The sequence below is a fragment of the Bacillus sp. MT(2024) genome (assembly GCF_036362845.1).
GTDB classification, from domain to species: domain Bacteria; phylum Bacillota; class Bacilli; order Bacillales; family Bacillaceae; genus Bacillus; species Bacillus velezensis.
Genome location: NZ_CP143632.1, coordinates 2,828,439 through 2,850,214, shown reverse-complemented (window position 1 = coordinate 2,850,214; position 21,776 = coordinate 2,828,439). Strand labels below are relative to the sequence as shown.

Below are 21,776 nucleotides of genomic sequence, written 5' to 3'. Positions count from 1 at the left end.
TAATCTTTTCTGAACCGCCCGGCAATGGTATACTAAATATCGTCCCAGACTACTAAAAAGGGAGTTAGAGAGTGATTAAACATGAGTTGGCTGAATAAATTTTTTGACTTATTTTTAGGTGAAAAAGAAGAAGAGCATGAACGTGAACCGAACACGCATGCCCAAATCCCGAAACAGCACATACCGGATCAGCCAGAAGGCAAATTAACGCGCATGGAAGATCCTAAAATATATTACGAATATCCGAAAGGGAATTTCCGCTTCCCGGTCGTTCCGGACGGCTATAAGCGAACGGAGCAAAACCAAAGACAGCGGGAAAGGCACGAACGCCGCCAGCCGTCCCGGGGTTATGCCGCCGGGAAGGAGCAAACCGAGCGGAAACAGCATACACATAAAGAGCCTGATGCCGTGAAAAAGCCCTTTAAACCGTCATCCATTCCTTCACCGGTTTACGGCTTTCAATCTCAGCACAGCATAAAAAAAGCGCCTATTTCCGAAAAGCGGCGTGAAGAGAACGTAACATTGCTGTCAGAGGAGCAATTTGTTCCGCCAAAATCCGGTCAGGAAACGGAAAAAGAGCCCGTCTTCACAACATCCGGTATAACAAAACAGACGAATGACCGGCCAGAACCGTTTGCGAAACAAGAAACGGAAGAAATCCAGGCCGTTAAAAAAGAGGAGCTTCACACCGAGGCTGAGAATGCAAAAGAGCAAGTGTTTGCAGCACCAGAACCGCAGCAGGCTGAAGAGCGGGAGCACACCGAAAGCGCGGAGTCTGCCGGCTTTACAGAAGAACAAGAGCATGAACAAACCCGACCGCAGCCTATTAAAGAGCCTGAGTATGAAGCATCCCGAACGGCTGAAAACACAGAGGAACAAGCGGCGCTGCAGGGGGAATATCAGGAGCCTGAGCCGGAAAAAGCACCTCCTTTTGAAACCGCAGAAGAACCGGTGTATACATACACAGAACCCGGATACGATGAGGAAGTTCAGCCGCAGTCTGAAGACAAGCCCGAATCAGCTGAAGCCGACGCGAAACAGGAAGCAGACTCTCAGCCTGAGTACAATGAAGCAGACCGGCATTCAGACCTTGAGCCTGAACCTGCAAGCATTGAGACGGCTGATGCCCCGTCCCGGCCTGCCGAGGAAAAAACGGAGCATCCCGGACAGCCTCAGACTGTGAGAAAAGCGGAGCGGCCGAAAGAGCGCAATGTTCCGTTTAACGTCATGATGCTTAAAAGCGATAAACACAAGCAGACGAAGACGCCAGAGGGCGGAGCGAGCTATGTCTTTCCGAATCTGTCGCTTCTGGACGTACCGCCGGCGCAAAGACATGACGACCAATCGTGGATTGAAGAACAGCGCGAGCTTTTAAACGTTACGCTGAAAAACTTTAATGTGCGCGCCCAAGTCGTTCATGTCACACAAGGCCCGTCCGTCACACGTTTTGAAGTGCATCCTGAGCCCGGAGTGAAAGTAAACAAAATTACAAACTTAGCAGATGATATAAAGCTGAGTTTATCTGCCAAGGATATTCGGATTGAGGCGCCGATCCCCGGTAAAAACACGATCGGCATTGAAGTTCCGAACCGCGTAAGCAAAGTCGTCGATTTAAGGCAGATGATCAGAAGCGCCGCTTTCAGGACGAATCCGTCTCCGCTTACAGCCGCGCTCGGTGTCGATATTTCCGGAAACCCGGTCGTCATTGATTTGAAAAAGATGCCGCACGGGTTGATAGCGGGTGCGACAGGATCGGGAAAAAGCGTCTGCATCAATACCATTTTGGTCAGTCTGCTTTATAAGGCGGATCCGAGTGATGTCAAAATGCTTCTGATTGATCCGAAAATGGTCGAGCTTGCGCCTTATAACCAAATTCCGCATTTGGTCAGCCCCGTCATCACGGACGCCAAAGCCGCGACCGCCGCGTTAAAATGGGTTGTGGAAGAGATGGAACGGCGGTATGAACTGTTTGCCCATTCGGGTGTGAGAGATATCGGACGCTTTAATGAATTAACGGCCGATCATAAGACAGGCGAAAAGCTCCCTTACCTCGTAGTGGTCATTGATGAGCTTGCCGATTTAATGATGGTCGCGCCGAACGATGTGGAAGAAAGCATTGCCAGAATCGCACAGAAAGCGAGAGCCTGCGGCATTCATCTGCTTGTCGCGACACAGCGTCCGTCTGTCGATGTCATTACCGGAATGATCAAGGCGAACATACCGACGAGGATTGCATTCTCCGTCTCAAGCCAGGTAGATTCCAGGACGATCATCGACATGGCGGGAGCGGAAAAGCTGCTCGGAAAAGGCGACATGCTGTACTGGGAAAACGGTACCGGAAAACCGGTGCGCCTGCAGGGCAACTTTGTGTCCGACAGAGAAATTGACCGCGTCGTCTCTCATGTCAGAAAACAGCTGCCGCCTTCTTATTTGTTTGAACAGGAAGAACTGATCAGGCAGGGAACCGCCCTTAAGGAAGAAGACGAACTGTTTCCTGAGGCGTGCCAATTCGTCGTGGAGCAAAACAGCGCCAGCACCTCAAGCCTTCAAAGAAGGTTCAGAATCGGTTATAACCGCGCCGCGAGGCTGATTGACATGATGGAAGCCGAAGGCATGATCTCAGAAGCGAAGGGCAGCAAACCCCGTGAAGTGCTGATTACGGCCGCTGACATTTCTCAAGAATAAGAATATCGTTCATTTTTCTCACAAACATGGTATGATAGTGGATGGACCATCAAAACTGCATCACTGTCACGCGCTGAAATATCATGCGGCAGGTTTAATCAAAAAGAAAGTTACAGATACTGACGATAACGTAAAAATAAATGGAAGCGCCGCTGTGCGGGCTTTTCGCCCGCTGCGGTCGCAAAATGAAATGAGCGTCATATACTGGGGAACAGATAGACGTTTGTTGGAGGTACGATTATGACTGTTTATCATTTTGTTGGAATAAAAGGGACAGGTATGAGCCCGCTTGCTCAAATCCTGCATGATACAGGGTATCAGGTGCAGGGATCGGATATCGAGAAGCAGATTTTCACTCAGGCTGCCCTTGAAAAAAGAAATATCCCGATCTATCCGTTCAGCGCCGATAACATCAAACCCGGCTTAACGGTCATCGCCGGAAACGCATTTCCTGATTCTCATCCGGAAATCGCAAAGGCGCTCGATGAAGGGATTCCTGTCATCAGATATCATAAATTTTTAGCTGAATATATGAAAAAATACACAAGTGTCGCGGTAACGGGCGCACACGGCAAGACGTCCACAACGGGCCTCTTGGCACACGTGATGCAGCAGGCGAAGCCGACTTCGTTTCTTATCGGGGACGGGACGGGCAGAGGAAATGAAAGCAGCGAATACTTTGTATTTGAAGCTTGCGAGTACCGCCGTCATTTCTTAAGCTATCAGCCTGATTATGCGATTATGACGAATATTGATTTTGACCACCCTGATTATTTCGCCAACATTGACGATGTGTTTGATGCTTTCCAAAACATGGCGCTTCAAGTCAACAAAGGCATCATTGCCTGCGGTGATGACGAGTACCTGCCGAAAATTCACGCCAATGTGCCAGTCGTTTATTACGGCACGGGAGAAGAAAACGATTTTCAAGCGAGAAACATCGTAAAAAATACGGAAGGCACGACATTTGACGTCTTTGTCCGCAATACGTTTTACGATACGTTCTACATCCCGGCATACGGCCATCACAATGTCCTCAATTCCTTAGCGGTCATTGCGCTCTGCCACTATGAAGAGATAGACGTGAACATGATTAAGCTCGGACTTGAATCATTCGGCGGCGTCAAACGCAGATTCAATGAAAAAGTGATCGGCAGCCAGGTACTGATCGACGACTACGCCCACCATCCGACTGAAATCAAAGTCACGATTGAGGCGGCGCGCCAAAAATATCCCGAACGTGAAATCATCGCGGTATTTCAGCCGCATACGTTTACACGGACGCAATCATTCCTGGATGAATTCGCAGAAAGCTTAAGCGCGGCCGACCGCGTGTATCTGTGCGACATTTTCGGCTCTGCCCGCGAGAACGTCGGCAAGCTCACGATCACGGATCTTCAGGAAAAAATCGATAACGCAGAACTCATTGAAGAAAATGACACATCCGTGTTAAAAGCGCATGAAGGCGCAGTGCTGATCTTCATGGGCGCCGGAGACATTCAAAAATATATGAGAGCCTATGAAAACGTCATAGCGTAACAAAAAAGCAGTGGGGCTCTCACTGCTTTTTTGCGCGTGCTGCAAAAGGGATTTACCGATAAACGGAGAAATAGTATACATACAGACCTTTCATATATGTTTATCATTTTGAGAATTGGGTATATACCACTATATCCTGCATTATAAGGAGGTATTAGATGATCATCATTCTTTACTTAAGCGTCGCACTCATTGCCGTTGCATTTCTCATCCTCGTCATCTATCTGTCCAAAACATTAAAGTCCGTGCAGATGACTTTAACAAACGTAGCCTCGACTTTAGACGGCCTTGAAGGGCAGATGAAAGGCATTACCGCAGAGACAACCGAGCTGTTACATAAGACAAACCGTCTCGCGGAAGACATTCAGGAAAAATCAGAGAAATTAAATACGGTTGTCCATGCTGTTCAGGAAGTGGGAACTTCCGTCCAGCAGTTTAATACATCCATAAAGCAGGCAGCAGGTTCCGTTACGGCCTCTGTAAGAGAGAATCAGGATAAGATCAGTCAGGTTGTCACCTGGAGCCAGGCCGCTATGGAAATATGGGACAAGTGGAAGCAAAAGAAAAAAACATCGCTTTAATCATAAGAAAAATCCACTAAGGAGGAATCATAATGAGCAAAGATGGAATCAATAGTAAGGATTTTTTAATCGGAACGCTGATCGGGGGAATTATCGGCGCGACAACGGCGTTGTTTCTGGCGCCTAAATCAGGTAAGGAGCTGCGCGACGATCTCGGCAGTCAGGCTTCTGCGTTAAAGGATAAGACGGACAGAATGACGGCCGATGCGAAAGAAAAAGGCTCTCAATATGTCAGCATCGCCAAGGACAAAACATCTAATATCACCCAGCTGGTAGCTGATCAGTCAGGCCAGATTATGAATAAAGTGAAGGATTTAAAAGACCGTTCTAAGAGCACACTAACCGAGAAAGCCGAAGAGACGAGAAGCGAAATGCAGGACACGGCCCAAAGCATCAAGGCCGAAGCGGAAGACGCCGGGGAAAAAGCCGGTCAGGCAAATCGCTGACCTTCAATAAGGAGAGATAACCGACATGACAAAACAGCTGATATCGTCTGAAGAAGAGTTCAAAAATGCCGCTGAGAAAGAAAACACGCTCGTGTTTTTGAAACACAGCACAACCTGCCCGATCAGCCAAGCCGCGTTTCAGGAGTTTGACGCCTTTGCATCGGAGCATTCAGAAGTACCTTCTTATTACCTGCATGTGCAGGACAGCCGGCCGCTTTCAAACTATATCGCCGAGACATACGGCGTGAAACATGAAAGCCCGCAAGTATTCGTCATTACAAACGGCGAAGTGAAATGGCACGCGTCTCATTCACAAATCACAAAAAACGCAATAGAGCAGCACCTTTCATAATTGCTGGCCGCCGGTTGATACCGGCGGTTTTTTTTTGAAAAAAACTATTGATCATTTCAGCCGGATCATGTAGGATATCAATATATACTGCTTCAACGCATAAAAGCTTAAAAGCGTTTTTGTGATAAAGTCGAATGTGAAAAAATTTATTATTTCATATTCCTATTTTCGCATAACTGTAGTAAGATGCATGTTAACCATTAAAATAAAACATAGCATAGAAGGGATGAAAAAGATGAGCAACAAGGAATTAGAGAGCCTAAGACAGCAGGCAGACGCACTAAACTTAGAAATCCTTAAATTAATCAATGAACGCGGAGCCGTTGTAAAAGAAATCGGTAAAGCAAAGGAAGCACAGGGTGTCAACCGATTTGACCCTGTCAGAGAGCGTACAATGCTTAACCGCATTATTGAAAGCAATGACGGCCCATTTGAAAACTCAACGATCCAGCATATTTTCAAAGAAATTTTCAAAGCCGGACTTGAACTTCAAGAAGAGGATCACAGCAAAGCGTTGCTCGTCTCCCGGAAGAAAAAAGCAGAAGATACGATCGTTGACATTAAAGGCGAAAAAATCGGTGACGGCGATCAGAGATTCATCGTCGGACCTTGTGCCGTAGAAAGCTATGAGCAGGTTGCCGAAGTCGCGGCCGCCGCGAAAAAACAAGGCATTAAAATCCTGCGCGGGGGCGCGTTTAAACCCCGCACAAGTCCGTATGATTTCCAAGGTCTCGGCGTAGAAGGCCTGCAAATTCTCAAACGCGTCGCTGATGAATATGACCTCGCGGTGATCAGTGAAATCGTAACGCCCGCCCACATTGAGCAAGCGATTGATTATATTGACGTCATTCAGATCGGCGCGCGGAACATGCAAAACTTTGAATTGCTGAAAGCCGCCGGTTCCGTTAAAAAGCCGGTATTGTTAAAACGCGGTCTTGCCGCAACAATTTCAGAGTTCATCAATGCAGCTGAATACATCATGTCACAAGGAAACGACCAAATCATTCTTTGTGAGCGCGGAATCAGAACGTACGAAACGGCAACGAGAAACACACTCGACATCTCTGCCGTGCCGATTTTGAAACAGGAAACTCACTTGCCGGTGTTTGTTGACGTCACACACTCAACAGGCCGCCGCGATCTCCTGCTTCCGACAGCAAAAGCGGCGCTTGCGATCGGCGCTGACGGCGTGATGGCCGAAGTTCACCCTGATCCTTCCGTTGCCCTGTCAGACTCTGCGCAGCAGATGGATATCCCTGAATTCGAGAAATGGCTGAACGAATTAAAGCCGATGCTGAAAGTAAAAGCATAATACAATGTTCCGCTCTTTAAAGGCCGCCTCGCGCGGCTTTTTTTCGTATCTTCATTTTATTTAATTATAAAATGAAAGTGAACGTTTTCATCACTGGGAAAAACGTGTATAATTTCATGAGAGATATTTAAATTTGATGAATAATGAAAAATAATGTACACTACTGACTTACGCTTACAATCATAAACGACAGAATGCGAAATTGTACGACATTTCTTTACATAAAGTGTTTATGCTATAGATAAGGATAAGTGTATCCAGTAAAAGGAGTGGTTTCAGTGAGCAACATTACGATATACGATGTGGCCAGAGAAGCAAATGTCAGTATGGCGACTGTTTCCCGCGTCGTGAACGGCAACCCGAATGTAAAACCGACGACCAGAAAAAAAGTATTGGAAGCCATTGACCGGCTCGGCTACCGTCCGAACGCGGTGGCAAGAGGGCTTGCAAGCAAAAAAACGACAACGGTCGGCGTCATCATCCCTGATATCTCAAGCATTTTCTACTCGGAACTTGCGCGTGGAATTGAAGATATCGCGACGATGTACAAATATAATATTATTTTAAGCAACTCGGATCAAAATCTTGAGAAAGAACTGCATCTGTTAAATACGATGCTCGGCAAACAAGTGGACGGTATCGTATTTATGGGCGGCAACATTACGGACGAGCATGTCGAAGAATTTAAGCGCTCTCCTGTGCCGATCGTCTTGGCTGCATCAGTGGAAGAACAGGGCGAGACGCCTTCTGTCGCCATTGATTATGAACAGGCGATTTATGATGCCGTTAAGCTTTTCATTGATAAAGGGCATCGTGATATTGCATTCGTCTCCGGACCGATGCAAGAGCCGATCAACCGTTCGAAAAAACTGCAAGGGTACAAACGGGCGCTTGAAGAAGCGGCGATTCCGTTTAACGAGCAATTCGTAGCGGAAGGCGATTACACTTATGATTCCGGTATGGAGGCGCTTCAAAGCTTGATGGGCCTTGACCGGAAACCGACGGCGATTCTTTCTGCGACGGATGAAATGGCCCTCGGCATTATCCATGCGGCCCAAGATCAAGGTCTTTCGATACCTGATGATCTTGATATTATCGGTTTTGACAATACGAGATTGAGCCTGATGGTCCGCCCTCAGCTTTCAACAGTCGTGCAGCCTACGTACGATATCGGCGCCGTGGCGATGAGACTTTTGACAAAACTGATGAACAAAGAGCCGGTTGAAGAGCATATCGTCGAATTGCCTCACCGCATCGAATTAAGACAATCAACCAAGTCATAAAAAAACGGAAAAGCAAGCTTCACTCTGAGGGGTGGAATCTTGCTTTTTTACTTGAGTAAGGAGAAGATATGAAACGTTTTGATTATCTGACGCCCGTTGGCTTTATGTTAGGCTGTATTATTGTCGCAATCGGTATTCTGTCAGGGACGGGACTGGCGGGAATCAGTTCATTTTTGGATCTGACTTCTTTTTTAATCGTCACAGGCGGCCTTGCCGCGGCGGTCTTTATCAGCTTTCCGCCGAGGGATTTAAAGAAAACCCCTTCTGTTCTGAAACAGGTATTCTCCCGTCAGGATGACAATGTGAAAGAGCTTGTCAGAGTATTTGTCAGCCTTTCGGAGCAGGCGCGCAGGCAGGGGCTGCTGTCTCTGGATGACCAGGCGCGGGAGATCAAGGATCCGTTTTTAAAAAAAGGGCTTTTGCTTGCGATTGACGGCTGGGACGAGGAAACGATCCGGCTGGTGATGGATTCTGAGATCGCCGCAATGGAAGAAAGACACAGAAAAGGAAGACGCGTTTTTGAAAAAGCCGGTGATTTCGCACCCGCCTGGGGAATGATCGGGACGCTCGTCGGACTCGTTCTTATGCTCAAAAATTTAAATGACCCGCATACCCTCGGACCGAACATGGCCGTTGCGCTATTGACGACGCTGTACGGAGCGCTGCTTGCCAATTTGGTGTTTATTCCAATCGCGGCAAAACTTGAAGAAAAAACGGAAAGTGAAATTTTCATCAAACAGGTCATGATCGAAGGGGTTGTCGGCATCCAATCGGGCAAAAATCCCCGCAACCTCGAAAGTCAGCTCGTCGTCTTCAGCTCAAGAGAAGACTGGCGTAAAGGACAGCCTGCGAACAAGAAAAAGGGCGCTGTCCATGAAGCTTAGAAAAGAGCGTTTTGAAAGAAGAAACAAACCGGAACATTCCGGCGGTTCACCAAGATGGATGGTGACGTTCGCTGACTTGATCACGCTCATTCTCGTGTTCTTTATCTTGCTTTTTTCGATGTCGCAAATAGACGCGGAAAAATTTCAATCTGCCGTTTCATCGATTCATACAAACGGCGGCGGGGGTGAACCGGCGTCATCAGACAAAGCAAACGAAAATAAAGAACAGGATTTGCTGTTACAAAACGTGAAGACATACATAAAAGCGCATCATTTGAGTTCCAAATTGACGGCGAAGCGCGATGAGCGCGGAGTGGTTCTTGTGCTGCAGGAGGCCGTTCTGTTTCAGACGGGAAAAGCGGATGTGCTGAAAAACGCCGAGCCGGTTCTGCATCAGATCGCGGTGCTTTTAAAAACAATTCCGAATGACATACAGGTAGAAGGCCATACGGACAGCCGCCGGATTTCCACCTATCAATTCCCGTCGAACTGGGAGCTGTCGTCTGCAAGAGCGGCGAGTGTGATCCGGTATTTTACCGCGAATGAAGGCTTTTCCGCCAAACGGTTTATCTCTGCCGGGTATGCGGATACGAAACCTGTGAAGGACAACAAAAGTCCCGGACATATGAAAGAAAACCGCCGTGTAGAAATTGTGATCAAAAAAACGACCTCCTCATAAGGTCGTTTTTTATTTTGTTTTATACCGCTGCTCAGACCGGATGGCAAAAAGTGCTTTTTCCACGGTTTGGGCATTTTTTTCTGAAATTTCTTCTTTGCGTGGAATCGGAGGATATAATTGTTCAGGATCACTCCAAAAAGCGGGCAACGTGCAGGGGGAATGCTTCTGCCATTTATCAATCCATTTCTGCGGTATGCGCTCCCCGGGATCAATCCCTTTCATCTCAAGCCAAATGCGGCTCCATGCTCTCGGGACGACTCTCCAAATATCGTATCCGCCGCCGCCGACCGCGATCCATCTGCCGCTGCAATATTGATGGGCTAATGAATGAGCGAGCCGCGGGATCTCCTGATAAATGTAGATTGTATTGGACAGGTGTGTCAATGGGTCGTAATAATGGGCGTCCGCACCGTTTTGGGTAAGAATCACATCCGGCTTAAAAAAAGCCGCAATTTCAGAGGCGGCCGTTTTGTAAGCGTGGAGAAAGGAATCGTCCTCTGTGAAAGCGTCCAGCGGAATGTTAAAAGAATAGCCGTAGCCTTGCCCGCTTCCTTTTTCCAGTACCTGCCCCGTCCCGGGAAATAAATAACGCCCGGTCTCGTGAAAAGAAACAGTGCAGACATCAGACCTGTCGTAAAACGTAAATTGAACGCCGTCGCCGTGGTGGGCGTCTGTATCAATGTATAACACTTTTGCCCCGTAGTTCTTCTGGATGTATTGGATGGCCACGGCGCTGTCATTATAGATACAAAAGCCTGACGCCCTGCCGCGGAAGCCGTGGTGAAGGCCGCCTCCTAAATTGCAGGCGTGCCTAGCTTGTCCCGTCATGACGTAATCAGCCGCCGTTAAGGTGCCGCCCACCAGAAGCGACGCAGCTTCATGCATGCCGGCAAAAACGGGGGTGTCTTCCGTTCCGAGACCGTAGCTTTCTCCTTCTGCGGCAGGGAGCCGGCCCGCACCCGCAAGTTCCACCGCCTGTATATAATCCTCTGTATGAACGAGAGCCAGCTCTTCTTTAGAGGCCGTGCGCGGAATGACGATGTCTCCTTCGTCAAACGCGTCCGCCGCCTGAAGCAGATCGTATGTTAAAAGCACGCGCTGCTGATTGAACGGATGATCCTGATGAAATTGATACGTCTGATAAGAAGGCGAGTAAACAAAAACGCTGTCTCTCATGGCTGATCCCTCAAATGTTTCGGCCATAAGACATTGTATCCGGCTTCATGAACGGCACGGATAAAAGGGAGCGGATTCATCGTCTTCACCCGGAAGACGAGAATGTTCGACCCGGCGGAATCATGGGGATAGACGAGCACACTCAGGATTTGCAGCTGAAGATCACGGCACATGCAGCTGAGATCAGCAAGGCTTTTTGTCATATCCGTCACCAGGATTTCCACCTGGGATCCCGGCTGGGCCGCGCCTGTCAGGCTGACGAAAGTCCGGAGCACGTCGGTTTTCGTTAAAATGCCCGTCAGCTTATGATTTACCGTAATCGGCAGACAGCCGATGCCGTGCTCATAAAAGGAAGCGGATATTTCTTCCACAAAGTCAAGAGGATGGGCGCAGATAACATTCCGCTTCATAATGGTCTCCACTTTGTTTGTCAGAAACGCGCCGCGTTCCTTTTGTTCGAAACTGCCGGGGCCGGCCTGTTTAATGTCTCTGTCTGTGACAATACCGATGACGTGCAGCTCGTCGTCGATGACAGGGAGATGGCGGATATGATATACCTTCATTTTACGGACGGCTGTTTCAATGGAGTCGTGTTTTGAGACGGTGATGACGTCCCGTTTCATGATTTGTTCTGCAATCATCTTTTTATCCCCTTTGTATGTCAGTCAATACATAAATCGCTGATAAAAACGAAGCCTGTCGAACTGTTCAATTGACTCCTGACTGACGTGCCTGCCGATGCGGGCCATCAGACAATTGGCCGGATGAGAGCTGATTTCCGGTTCATCCGTTGCAAACCAGACAAGACCCCCGGCATTCATCATCTTTTCCATGATCTTTCTGTATTCCCACACATCTTTTTTCATTCCTTTTAAATCCCAATGCCAGTAATATTCCGTCGTCATGATGATGTACCGTTCCATCTGTTCATCCATCATGCTGACTGTCAGCAACGTTTTCCCGACAGAACAGCCCCTGTAGCCGGGAGCGACCTCGATCGCACCGAGTTCAAGGAGGTCTTCCATATTTCCGTCAGACCACCGTTCAAGCGGATCAGGATATAAATACGTCACATAGCCGATAATCGTCTGTCCGTCCCTGGCGATAATGATCCGACCTTCAGGAAGCCCGGCGATCTCGATTAACGCTTTGTGCTGTTCATGAGGAAGGCGAAAGGCTGTCAGGCCTTCATGAAACTCATACTGTGCTAGGTCCTCTGGAGGAACGGGCCCTTCTACCAATAGAGGGCCGGCTGCTGTCTGAATTGATGAAGAATGGTACGTTTTATGATGTTTCACTGATTCACCGCCTGTCGGTTCTTAATAAAAACACATCTCTCTTAAGCATAACAAAATATAAAGCGTTTTCAATAGTGTTGTAATTTATATTTTAAAAATTGAGAAAACTGTGAACATCTACTATAATTAGTCTATAGATAAGCAAAGGGGGATGTTGCATGAATTTGAAAGCGTTGCCGGCGGAAAAGGGGAATTATCATCTGCGAAATTATGAGGAAACGTACCGCAGCTTCGATTGGAAAGAGGTCGAAGCGGAGTTTTCCTGGCATCAGACGGGGAAGCTGAATGCGGCGTACGAAGCGATTGACCGTCATGCCGAATCATTTCGAAAAAACAAAGTAGCGCTGTATTACAAGGACGCAAACCGGGATGAAAAATATACATTTAAAGAAATGATGGAGGAATCGAATCGGGCGGGAAATGTACTGAGACGGTATGGAAACGTGGAAAAAGGGGACCGCGTTTTTATTTTCATGCCGCGTTCGCCGGAGCTTTACTTTATTATGCTCGGCGCAATTAAAATCGGTGCAATCGCCGGCCCTTTATTTGAAGCGTTTATGGAAGGCGCCGTCAAAGACCGCCTGTTGAACAGCCAGGCAAAGGTTGTCGTGACGACACCTGAACTGGCCGAACGGATTCCGGCGGACAGCCTGCCCGACCTCGAGCATATTTTCATTGTCGGCGGCAGCAAAGAAGCGGGAGATAAAATCATCCATTATGATAAAGCGGCTGAGGGAGAAAGCACGAGACTTGATATTGAATGGATGGACAGAAGAGACGGCTACCTGCTTCACTACACATCAGGGTCTACCGGAACGCCCAAAGGTGTGCTCCATGTTCATGAAGCCATGATTCAGCAATACCAGACCGGCAAGTGGGTGCTTGATCTTAAAGAAGACGATATTTACTGGTGCACTGCGGACCCGGGCTGGGTGACCGGGACGGTGTACGGGATATTTGCGCCGTGGCTGAACGGAGCGGCGAACGTGATCGTCGGCGGCAGATTCAGTCCGGAAAACTGGTACGGCACGATTGAGAAGCTCGGTGTCAGCGTCTGGTACAGCGCTCCGACGGCTTTCAGAATGCTTATGGGCGCCGGAGATGAAATGGCATCCAAATTTGACCTTACTTCACTTCGTCACGTCCTGAGTGTCGGAGAACCTTTGAACCCCGAGGTCATCAAGTGGGGACATAAAGTATTCGGCAAGCGCATCCACGACACGTGGTGGATGACAGAAACGGGCGGACAGCTCATCTGCAATTATCCTTGCATGGAGATCAAGCCGGGTTCAATGGGGAAACCGATTCCGGGAGTGGAAGCGGCGATCGTTGACAATCAGGGAAATGAGCTTCCGCCGTACCGGATGGGAAATCTCGCCATTAAAAAGGGCTGGCCGTCGATGATGGATTCCATTTGGAACAACAAAGAGAAATATGATTCTTATTTCATGCCGGGCGGCTGGTATGTTTCCGGAGATTCTGCTTATATGGATGAAGACGGTTATTTCTGGTTCCAAGGCAGAGTCGATGATGTCATTATGACATCCGGCGAGCGCGTCGGCCCGTTTGAAGTCGAAAGCAAACTTGTTGAACATCCGGCGATTGCCGAAGCCGGCGTCATCGGAAAGCCGGACCCTGTCCGGGGAGAAATTATTAAAGCGTTTATCGCGCTCAGAGAAGGGCATGAGCCATCCGATCAGCTGAAGGAGGACATTCGCCTCTTTGTAAAACAGGGGCTTGCCGCGCATGCCGCACCGCGGGAAATTGAATTCAAAGATAAACTTCCGAAAACACGGAGCGGAAAAATCATGAGACGTGTGCTGAAGGCGTGGGAGCTGAACCTGCCGGCAGGCGACCTGTCCACAATGGAAGATTAAAGACGGCGTTGACATCGTATTTTATTTATGTTAAAAATGAGTAAGCTTCATACGAAAAGGTTTTGATTGAGACAAGTAGGATATCTGATTGTTCCAGAGAGCTGATGGCCGGTGAAAATCAGCACATAAGATATGCCGAATACACTCATGAACCGCTTTTGCGAACAAAGTCATTCCAAGGCTTTCAGTAGTGAAAGAACGGACACGGTCCGTTATCAAAAAGAGTGATAAAAGCTTTTTTATGCTTTTATTAGTAGGGTGGTACCGCGATTATATCGTCCCTTCGTTTTAAACGAAGGGGCGTTTTTTATTTTCATAAACAAAGGAGCAGACAAAATGACTAACTTATTAGAGGATTTATCATTCCGCGGCTTAATCCAGCAAATGACGGATGAAGAAGGACTGAATAAACAGCTGAACGAAGAAAAAATCCGTTTATACTCAGGGTTTGACCCGACGGCTGACAGCCTGCACATCGGACACCTTCTGCCGATATTGACACTGCGCCGTTTCCAGCTTGCAGGCCACCATCCGATTGCGCTTGTAGGCGGCGCGACGGGACTGATCGGCGATCCGAGCGGCAAAAAAGCGGAGCGTACGTTAAATACTCAGGATATCGTTGTCGAATGGTCGCAAAAAATTAAAAATCAGCTTTCCCGATTTTTAGATTTCGAGGCGGGAGAAAACCCCGCTGTCATAGCGAACAACTTTGATTGGATCGGAAAGCTGAGCATCATTGAATTTCTCCGCGACGTCGGAAAGAACTTCGGAATTAACTACATGCTTGCGAAAGATACTGTAAGCTCAAGAATTGAAACCGGAATTTCTTACACGGAATTCAGCTACATGATCCTGCAATCCTACGATTTTCTGAATCTGTACAGAGAAAAGAACTGCAAACTCCAAATCGGAGGCAGTGACCAGTGGGGCAACATCACGGCCGGTCTTGAACTAATCAGAAAATCAGAAGAAGAAGGGGCGAAAGCTTTCGGTCTTACCATTCCGCTCGTCACAAAAGCTGACGGCACGAAATTCGGCAAAACGGAAGGCGGCGCCATTTGGCTTGATAAAGAAAAAACATCGCCGTACGAATTCTACCAGTTCTGGATCAATACAGATGACCGCGACGTCGTCAAATACTTAAAATACTTTACTTTCTTGTCAAAAGAGGAAATTGAAGCTTATGCTGAAAAAACGGAGACGGCTCCTGAGAAAAGAGAAGCGCAGAAACGTCTCGCTGAAGAGGTGACGGTTCTTGTACACGGCCGCGAAGCGCTTGAGCAGGCCGTTCATATCTCCCAGGCGCTGTTCAGCGGCAATATTAAAGAGCTTTCTGCTCAAGACGTCAAGGTAGGATTTAAAGATGTACCTTCGTTTGAAAAAGACCGCTCTGAAGAACTGTCTTTAGTAGACGTGCTAGTGGAATCTAAATTATCGCCTTCAAAACGGCAGGCCCGCGAAGACATTCAAAACGGAGCTGTTTACATTAACGGCGAGCGCCAGACGGACATCGGGCATCTTCTGACTGCGGAAGACCGCATTGAAGATCAATTTACCGTACTGCGCCGCGGAAAGAAAAAATACTTCCTGATCACGTACTGAAAATAAAAAGCAGTCCGGCCGCTCCATGCGGCAGGCTGCTTTTTTATGTTTTGTGAATACTGCACGGGGAAATGAGTACAGTACATAGTATAAGCAAAACAGGGAAGGGGTGCTGCGCCGTGAATTTCATGTTTACCATCGCAAAAGAAAGATTGCAGCGGGATCATTGGGAACAGCAGCAAAGCATAAACGCCGAAGCCAAAGCCGAGGAATCAGAGACGGAAGAAGAAAATCCGATATCATAAAGGTAAAGCCTCCATTCTGCGGAATGGAGGCTTTTGATTGTCACCATATCAGTCTGACGGCGGCCATCAGCACGACTCCTGTGATGACCGTGATGGATAAGCTTTTTGTCAGCATCGCGCAAAGCAATGTCGGGATGAGAACGATCATTGCTTTCCAATCAAAGGTCAAAGCGCTGTTTGTTTTCACAATCATGCTTTCCGTTACCAGAGCCGTCAAAATGCAAAGCGGAATAAAGGAGAGCCATTTTAAAGCCAATTCAGGCATCTGAATGTTCCGGACAAATATAAACGGAACAATGCGCGGCACAAGTGTAACAATCATGCAGCCGAGTATAATCCAGATCATTTGTGTGCTGATGCTCATTTGTCCGTCACCACCCCGATCGTTGCCACAATCACGGTTGAGACGATGACCGCGATGTGTGACGGGACGAAATACGATAACAAGACCATAAAAATGATCATATAGAGAATTAAGGAGAGGCTGTGCTTCAGCTTTTCCGAAGCGGATGACTGCAATTGCAGCACAAGCAGCGCCGCAAACATAGCGGGCAAAGCAAAGTCCAGGCCGAGCGCGTAAGGATCAGATATCCATTGCCCGAGAAGCCCGCCCATCACGCAGGAAATAACCCAGCACATGTAAGCGGTTATATTGAGGCCGTTCATCCACTTATCGTATAACCTGCCGTTCTGAGCCGCTTTGTTCACCGCTACTCCGAAAGATTCGTCAGTAAGCAGAGCCCCGAAGCCGATATTTTTTGCCAGAGAGTATTTCGTGAAATACGGCGCGATGGTCAGGCTCAGCAGAAGGTGCCGCAGATTGACGATAAACGTCGTTAAAATAATGGCGGAAATCGGACTCCCGGAAACAAGGAGCGAGCAAATAATAAATTGGGCGGCGCCGGCATAGACACACAAGGATAACAAACAGATTTCAAGAATGCTTAGATGAGAGGCAACGCCGACGATGCCGAAAGCAAAACCGATGCTCATATAGCCCAGCAGCGTAGGCACACAATCCCGCACCCCCTGTAAAAACGTATCGTTCATTTCCCGGGAAACGGCGGTTTTTTGCACTTCTGTGTTAATCATTTTTTATACTCCTTTCATAGAGATTATAATGATAACGACTAATGAAAAAATCAAAGAAAATACGGTTCACATTTATATGAACCGATTTCCGGTGACGACATGAAATAACGAATGGTTTTGTTTCATCAGGCCTTCAACTTTTTCAGCCCCGACTTCTTTCACAAGCTCTGCGAACATCAGATCGTGCCTCATATATTCCATGGCCACGAGAACGAGAGCGGGATCTTCTGATTTAATGGCCCAGGCATTCGTCTGCGGAGAAAAATTGGCGATTAAGACTTCTTTATTATCTCGGGCAGCTATCGTTAATCTTCCGCCCATCCGTTTCTCCGCCACTTCAGGAGACATATTATGATTTGTCGTATTTCCGAGCTTCACTTCCGGAGGGCCGAACACAATCGAAAAGACGGGCAATTGTTCGGCGGCGCGTTTATTAGCGGCTTCTTGAATAAAGGGAATCTGCTGTTCCCAGACAGACAGCCACAACTCTTCCTCGGCTTTTTCAATCATATCCTTCATCTCATTGATGACATGATCATTCGTGCTGATGCGGCGGATGACATTCATCTCCTGCTCGCTTTCCAGCGCCAATAACTTTTCCTCAAGGTAGCCGAATGAGTTCTCGAAATCGTGCCGGAGCCGGTCGATTAATTCCTTTCCGGCCAGCGGGGCATATGTAACCGGATCAGACGGTACAATATGGACAGCGCCTTTATCAACTAATTTCCCCAATACCTCATAGATCATTGAGCGGGGGACGCCTGACCTTTTGCTGATTTCATATCCGGTAACAGGCGAGTGTTTCAACAAGCCGATATATGCTTTACATTCATATTGAGAAAATCCAAACTTCTGTAATTCTTTCAGAACATCGTCCATAAACATCCTCCGTAGTGGTTATTCATGAAACTACTATAATGTAAGCGGTTATATCTTGTCAATGGGACTTGAGTGCTGAAAGAAAGGTTCGCCTGTTTTGTCGCTTTCCAACTTAGTTTATGATGAGTTACATGTATGGCTTTTGTGAAAAACGTTGCCGTAGACCCACACGAATGCCGTTTGATACGATAAATACAAGAAGTCAAAAAGAGGAGGATCACGGTGGAAAACACCTCTAAAATCGCTTTTTTATCGGTTATAAGCAATTCCCTGGTCGTCATGCTCAAAATAGTGGTGGGGATAATAACCGGATCTGTCGCGATACTTTCTGAAGCCATTCATTCTTTTTTAGATTTGATCGCCGCCTTCATCGCCTTTATCTCCGTCAGGATTTCAAAAAAGCCGGCTGATACAGGGCATCCGTACGGTCATGGAAAAGTCGAGAATCTGTCGGGGACCATCGAGACGATTCTGATTTTTGCGGCAGGGATTTGGATGATATATGAATGCGTTCAAAAACTGGTGAACCCGGCGCCGGTTCATCTGCCCGTATTGGGAATTGTTGTGATGCTTGCGGGGGCTCTCATTAATTTGATCGTTTCGAAGTTCGTAAAAAGAGAAGCCGAAAAGGTTAATTCCGTGGCAATGAAATCAAATGCCCTGCATTTACTGACTGACGTGTACACATCATTAGGCGTAGCGGCAAGCCTTTTGGTCGTTACCTTAACGGAGTGGTACATACTTGATCCCATTATAGGTATGGTGCTGGCGGTGTATATCATATATGAAGCGTTTAAATTAATGAAAGAAGCATTCCCGCCGCTGATTGATACCCGTTTGTCGGAAGAGGAAGAAAAAACAATTTTAAAGATTATCGAAACATTTCAACAGGAATTTATTGAAATTCACGATTTTCGTACAAGACGCTCCGGCCCGCAAGAGTATATTGATTTTCACCTGGTCGTAGCCTCTCACGTGACGATTAAAGACGTGCACGACCTGTGTGACCGCATTGAAAGAGATATTACGAATGAATTCAAACAAGCACAGGTAATGATTCACCCCGAGCCGGAGAGCGAGAGGAAGAAATAAATCGATCTTATGTTTGCGTTTGTTCCCGGCAAAATGCCTGCAAAAGGCCCGTTCCCACGGGTCTTTTTGTTGTATAAATGTCCATTTCTCGCTCATATGAGAGAGAAGCTTATACACGTGAGGGGTACATTTCATACGTTATGTTGTAAAGAAAAAGGGAGGTGAACAGAATTGAACGCTATTTCTGTTAAAGAAATTGAACATGGAGTTGCCGTTGCGGAAAGAGAAGGTTTAGGGGAGTATTTATACCAAGAACCGGTTTCCAAAAAATGTTCGGGCCGTTCCCGCAGCAGAAAACGGACACACCGTTCCCGCAGCAGAAGACGGAGTCATCACCGGACACACCGCTCCCGCAGCAGAAGACGGAGCCATCACCGGACACACCGCTCCCGCAGCAGAAGACGGAGCCATCACCGGACACACCGCTCCCGCAGCAGAAGACGGAGCCATCACCGGACACATCGCTCCCGCAGCAGAAGACGGTCCCATCAAAAACGTACCCGCAAGCGCTGTTTTAAATGCTGACTGCAGACTCTATTACAAGTAACGGAGATCTGCTATAATGGCAAGAGAACTGCATAAAAGATCCGGTATCATCATCTGCGGACACTGAACTGACAACATGGCGCTGTTTGTTCGTGTCCGTTTTTCGTGTCAAAAAAAGATGCCGGAGGATAAAAAGGAAGGGATGACGCCGAATGAAACTGAATGAGGACTTTTATAACTCTGAAGGAAAGACAGTCTCTTCGCAAAACATAAGCAGCAAGCTTTTGCATATCACGGACAGCGGGCATATCAGCGTTGACTTCATCAGCATAAGCAGGCTGCGGAAGGCTTCAAAAATCGCGATCTTAGGTGACAGCGTCGCCCGGGGGCTGCGTGCGGAATACGGCTTTGGTGACATTCTGAAAGACCGGACAAACGCTGATATAACCAATCTGTCTGTCAGCGGCGTTAACATGAGCAACAACGGAAGCGATAACATTTATCAGCAGGCGCTTAAAACAAAGGGACATGATGTCATCATTGTCCAGGGAACAGATGATGATTGGTGCAACCACATTCCCATCGGCACAGATGAAAAGGATATCACCACATTTTACGGAGGCTTCTGCCAAGTGATCCAGCAGCTGCGGAGCGGAAATAAAGGCGCGAGCATCATTGTAGTGACCCCAACGAGACAAGCTAAAATATCAAAAGGAAAAATCGTCCGCCGTGATACTGATAAAAATAAACTGGGCCTGAAGCTGGCTGACTATGTGAAAGCCCAAAAAGAAGCCTGCACACTCCTCTCTGTACCGTATGCCGACCTGTTTGATACAGATCTCATCGACCCGTATAATCCCGCTTTCCGAAGCATGTGCATGTCAGAAGGTCTTCATCCGAACGAGAAAGGGCATCAAATCATATTTCAGGAAATCTGCCGGAATTATTATTACTATTATGGGTAACACAGCGCTAACAGATTATTTTCGGCCTTGCTTTTCTAAAAGCTCAATTATTCTTTGAGATGCGTGTTTTTGCGCTCTCAAAAGCGAGACGATATTACCGGTAAAACCGATTAAAATGATCAGCAGCAAAATGATCATCCACATCAGTGAACCTCCCGTCGAGTGTTGAAAAACCCACTCTTTATTTTACTTATTATGGATGGGGAAGAGAATAGGTCTAACTATTGGTGTTTCTTTATCAATCCATAAAAAAATGCACAGACTGAACGGGTCTGTGCATTTTTATTCGCTTATTTCAGCAGGTTCAATGATTCACGATTAAAGGCTTCCAAATCGTCAGGCGTTCTGCTCGTTACGATGTTATGGCTCACGACGACTTCTTCATCTTTATAATGTGCGCCGGCATTGATTAAGTCTTTGCGGATGCTGCGGAATCCCGTGATATCTTTTCCTTTAAGAAGGTCGGTATCAATCAGCAGCTGCGGGCCGTGGCAGATCGCGAAAACGGGTTTCTGATTTTCCACGAATGCTTTAGTGAATTCACCCGGGCGGTCATCTCCGCGCAGAAGATCCGGTGAAAAGCCTCCGGGAATCAATAACGCATCGAATTCCTTTGGGTCTGCGTCTGAGATCGCTTGATCGATCTTTACTTTCTCACCGTGCTTGCCCGTCACTTCTTTCCCTGCTTCCAAATCTATTGTCACCACACTGTGGCCCGCTTCTTTAAATGCTTCCGCCGGGCTTGTATATTCAATATCCTCAAATTGATCTGTCATCAGAACTGCGATTTTTTTGCTCATACATCATGCCTCCTGTGAATTTGTATATGACAAGAATATCAGGCGGATTGCCGCCTCACAACGTATTTGCTTGAAGATACGGCATGAAAAAAAGACCCCTCTGAAAAAGAGGAGCCAAAAGGTACGGAGGTCTGCTGAAACTTACGTGTTTAACTTGAGATAAGGCAAGAAATCGAACCAATTACTTTTTGCGTCTTTTTTTATCCTTTTTACACCCGCATTTCCCCGGATCGCCCGGATCAATGACTTCGTGAATTGTTTCTTCCTGATAAACGTGGCGGGGAACATAACGGATATGTTCTCTGTTAATGTGTTTGATGGGATGGACGTAAACCACTTCTTTGTCAGTATACTTGTCAGTCACAATATACTTAGGGTCACAGTAATACACTTTCGATTTTTTACCCATTCATCTCACCTCCCGTACTTTATTAAATGCTGAAAAGGAGGGTTTTGCATCGGACAAGTACACCATGGCAAGTCCACAATTTTTCAGCTGCAAT

Annotated in this window: 24 protein-coding genes, 1 pseudogene and 1 other annotated feature; of the genes and pseudogenes, 16 read left to right on the top strand and 9 right to left on the bottom strand. The window is 47.3% G+C overall.

Annotated elements, in window-relative coordinates:
• Window positions 1-81: 81 nt before the first annotated feature.
• The 9 genes from VP472_RS13940 (at window position 82) to motS (ending at window position 9,761) form a co-directional block, all read left to right on the top strand.
• Window positions 82-2,685: a DNA translocase FtsK gene (locus VP472_RS13940; RefSeq protein WP_146277348.1), complete on the top strand. Its 2,604-nt coding sequence runs from the start codon at window positions 82-84 to the stop codon at window positions 2,683-2,685.
• Window positions 2,686-2,925: 240 nt separating this feature from the next.
• Window positions 2,926-4,224, top strand: coding sequence for a UDP-N-acetylmuramate--L-alanine ligase (gene murC / locus VP472_RS13935; RefSeq protein ID WP_003152377.1), 1,299 nt, complete (start codon window positions 2,926-2,928; stop codon window positions 4,222-4,224).
• Between the two features lie 158 nt (window positions 4,225-4,382).
• On the top strand, window positions 4,383-4,805 hold the full coding sequence (locus VP472_RS13930; RefSeq protein ID WP_007408777.1) for a DUF948 domain-containing protein: 423 nt from the start codon (window positions 4,383-4,385) through the stop codon (window positions 4,803-4,805).
• Window positions 4,806-4,837: 32 nt separating this feature from the next.
• Window positions 4,838-5,251 carry a YtxH domain-containing protein gene (locus VP472_RS13925; RefSeq protein ID WP_003152380.1) on the top strand — a complete coding sequence of 138 codons (414 nt, stop codon included), beginning with the start codon at window positions 4,838-4,840 and terminating at the stop codon, window positions 5,249-5,251.
• A gap of 25 nt (window positions 5,252-5,276) precedes the next feature.
• Window positions 5,277-5,603, top strand: a complete 327-nt coding sequence (gene ytxJ / locus VP472_RS13920) for a bacillithiol system redox-active protein YtxJ (protein WP_017418385.1) — start codon at window positions 5,277-5,279, stop codon at window positions 5,601-5,603.
• A 235-nt stretch (window positions 5,604-5,838) separates the two neighbouring features.
• Window positions 5,839-6,915, top strand: coding sequence for a bifunctional 3-deoxy-7-phosphoheptulonate synthase/chorismate mutase (locus tag VP472_RS13915; protein WP_003152383.1), 1,077 nt, complete (start codon window positions 5,839-5,841; stop codon window positions 6,913-6,915).
• Window positions 6,916-7,193: 278 nt separating this feature from the next.
• Complete coding sequence (gene ccpA, locus VP472_RS13910; RefSeq protein ID WP_003152385.1) at window positions 7,194-8,198, top strand: catabolite control protein A; 1,005 nt, start codon at window positions 7,194-7,196, stop codon at window positions 8,196-8,198.
• A gap of 68 nt (window positions 8,199-8,266) precedes the next feature.
• Complete coding sequence (motP, locus tag VP472_RS13905; RefSeq protein ID WP_003152386.1) at window positions 8,267-9,082, top strand: flagellar motor protein MotP; 816 nt, start codon at window positions 8,267-8,269, stop codon at window positions 9,080-9,082.
• On the top strand, window positions 9,072-9,761 hold the full coding sequence (motS, locus tag VP472_RS13900; protein ID WP_146277346.1) for a flagellar motor protein MotS: 690 nt from the start codon (window positions 9,072-9,074) through the stop codon (window positions 9,759-9,761). Before motP ends, motS begins: the two co-directional genes overlap by 11 nt.
• Window positions 9,762-9,770: 9 nt before the next feature.
• Here motS and VP472_RS13895 read toward each other — a convergent pair whose 3' ends face one another.
• The 3 genes from VP472_RS13895 to VP472_RS13885 are packed head-to-tail and all read right to left on the bottom strand — an operon-like array spanning window position 9,771 to window position 12,235.
• Entirely contained in the window at window positions 9,771-10,937 is a 1,167-nt protein-coding gene (locus tag VP472_RS13895; RefSeq protein ID WP_146277498.1) for an acetoin utilization protein AcuC, read from the bottom strand.
• A complete protein-coding gene (locus VP472_RS13890) occupies window positions 10,934-11,578 on the bottom strand; it encodes an acetoin utilization AcuB family protein (RefSeq protein WP_060387100.1) in 645 nt (214 codons plus the stop codon). The genes VP472_RS13895 and VP472_RS13890 overlap by 4 nt, the downstream gene beginning before the upstream one ends.
• A gap of 24 nt (window positions 11,579-11,602) precedes the next feature.
• A complete protein-coding gene (locus tag VP472_RS13885; RefSeq protein ID WP_015240397.1) occupies window positions 11,603-12,235 on the bottom strand; it encodes a GNAT family N-acetyltransferase in 633 nt (210 codons plus the stop codon).
• Window positions 12,236-12,393: 158 nt separating this feature from the next.
• Here VP472_RS13885 and acsA point away from each other — a divergent pair, with 158 nt between their 5' ends.
• The 3 genes from acsA to sr7p all read left to right on the top strand — a co-directional run bounded on the left by acsA (window position 12,394) and on the right by sr7p (window position 15,959).
• Window positions 12,394-14,112, top strand: coding sequence for an acetate--CoA ligase (gene acsA / locus VP472_RS13880; protein WP_014418650.1), 1,719 nt, complete (start codon window positions 12,394-12,396; stop codon window positions 14,110-14,112).
• A 53-nt stretch (window positions 14,113-14,165) separates the two neighbouring features.
• Window positions 14,166-14,398: a binding site (T-box leader), on the top strand.
• A 50-nt stretch (window positions 14,399-14,448) separates the two neighbouring features.
• The gene (gene tyrS, locus VP472_RS13875; RefSeq protein ID WP_007613147.1) at window positions 14,449-15,714 is read left to right on the top strand and encodes a tyrosine--tRNA ligase; all 1,266 of its coding nucleotides are present in this window, start codon (window positions 14,449-14,451) and stop codon (window positions 15,712-15,714) included.
• A 119-nt stretch (window positions 15,715-15,833) separates the two neighbouring features.
• Window positions 15,834-15,959, top strand: coding sequence for a small protein SR7P (gene sr7p, locus VP472_RS13870; RefSeq protein WP_264080668.1), 126 nt, complete (start codon window positions 15,834-15,836; stop codon window positions 15,957-15,959).
• Between the two features lie 40 nt (window positions 15,960-15,999).
• Here sr7p and VP472_RS13865 read toward each other — a convergent pair whose 3' ends face one another.
• The 3 genes from VP472_RS13865 to VP472_RS13855 all read right to left on the bottom strand — a co-directional run bounded on the left by VP472_RS13865 (window position 16,000) and on the right by VP472_RS13855 (window position 17,930).
• The gene (locus VP472_RS13865) at window positions 16,000-16,323 is read right to left on the bottom strand and encodes an AzlD domain-containing protein (protein ID WP_003152394.1); all 324 of its coding nucleotides are present in this window, start codon (window positions 16,321-16,323) and stop codon (window positions 16,000-16,002) included.
• Window positions 16,320-17,051, bottom strand: coding sequence for an AzlC family ABC transporter permease (locus tag VP472_RS13860; RefSeq protein ID WP_003152395.1), 732 nt, complete (start codon window positions 17,049-17,051; stop codon window positions 16,320-16,322). The genes VP472_RS13865 and VP472_RS13860 overlap by 4 nt, the downstream gene beginning before the upstream one ends.
• 72 nt (window positions 17,052-17,123) lie before the next feature.
• Window positions 17,124-17,930 (bottom strand): TrmB family transcriptional regulator, encoded by an 807-nt coding sequence (locus VP472_RS13855; protein WP_017418381.1) that lies wholly within the window; start codon window positions 17,928-17,930, stop codon window positions 17,124-17,126.
• Between the two features lie 222 nt (window positions 17,931-18,152).
• Between VP472_RS13855 and VP472_RS13850 the strand changes: the two genes are divergently transcribed.
• The 4 genes and pseudogenes from VP472_RS13850 to VP472_RS13840 all read left to right on the top strand — a co-directional run bounded on the left by VP472_RS13850 (window position 18,153) and on the right by VP472_RS13840 (window position 20,473).
• The gene (locus VP472_RS13850; RefSeq protein ID WP_007408764.1) at window positions 18,153-19,022 is read left to right on the top strand and encodes a cation diffusion facilitator family transporter; all 870 of its coding nucleotides are present in this window, start codon (window positions 18,153-18,155) and stop codon (window positions 19,020-19,022) included.
• Window positions 19,023-19,193: 171 nt separating this feature from the next.
• Window positions 19,194-19,244, top strand: a pseudogene (locus tag VP472_RS20155) (hypothetical protein); the annotation flags it as partial.
• Between the two features lie 47 nt (window positions 19,245-19,291).
• Window positions 19,292-19,540, top strand: coding sequence for a hypothetical protein (locus VP472_RS13845; protein ID WP_071391491.1), 249 nt, complete (start codon window positions 19,292-19,294; stop codon window positions 19,538-19,540).
• Between the two features lie 180 nt (window positions 19,541-19,720).
• On the top strand, window positions 19,721-20,473 hold the full coding sequence (locus tag VP472_RS13840; RefSeq protein WP_077722710.1) for an SGNH/GDSL hydrolase family protein: 753 nt from the start codon (window positions 19,721-19,723) through the stop codon (window positions 20,471-20,473).
• 15 nt (window positions 20,474-20,488) lie between these two features.
• Here the strand turns inward: VP472_RS13840 and VP472_RS13835 are convergent, their stop codons facing one another.
• The 3 genes from VP472_RS13835 to VP472_RS13825 form a co-directional block, all read right to left on the bottom strand.
• On the bottom strand, window positions 20,489-20,617 hold the full coding sequence (locus VP472_RS13835; protein WP_255219918.1) for a hypothetical protein: 129 nt from the start codon (window positions 20,615-20,617) through the stop codon (window positions 20,489-20,491).
• A 146-nt stretch (window positions 20,618-20,763) separates the two neighbouring features.
• Window positions 20,764-21,273, bottom strand: coding sequence for a type 1 glutamine amidotransferase domain-containing protein (locus tag VP472_RS13830; RefSeq protein ID WP_025285115.1), 510 nt, complete (start codon window positions 21,271-21,273; stop codon window positions 20,764-20,766).
• A gap of 181 nt (window positions 21,274-21,454) precedes the next feature.
• The gene (locus VP472_RS13825; protein WP_003152402.1) at window positions 21,455-21,682 is read right to left on the bottom strand and encodes a hypothetical protein; all 228 of its coding nucleotides are present in this window, start codon (window positions 21,680-21,682) and stop codon (window positions 21,455-21,457) included.
• Window positions 21,683-21,776 lie beyond the last annotated feature (94 nt).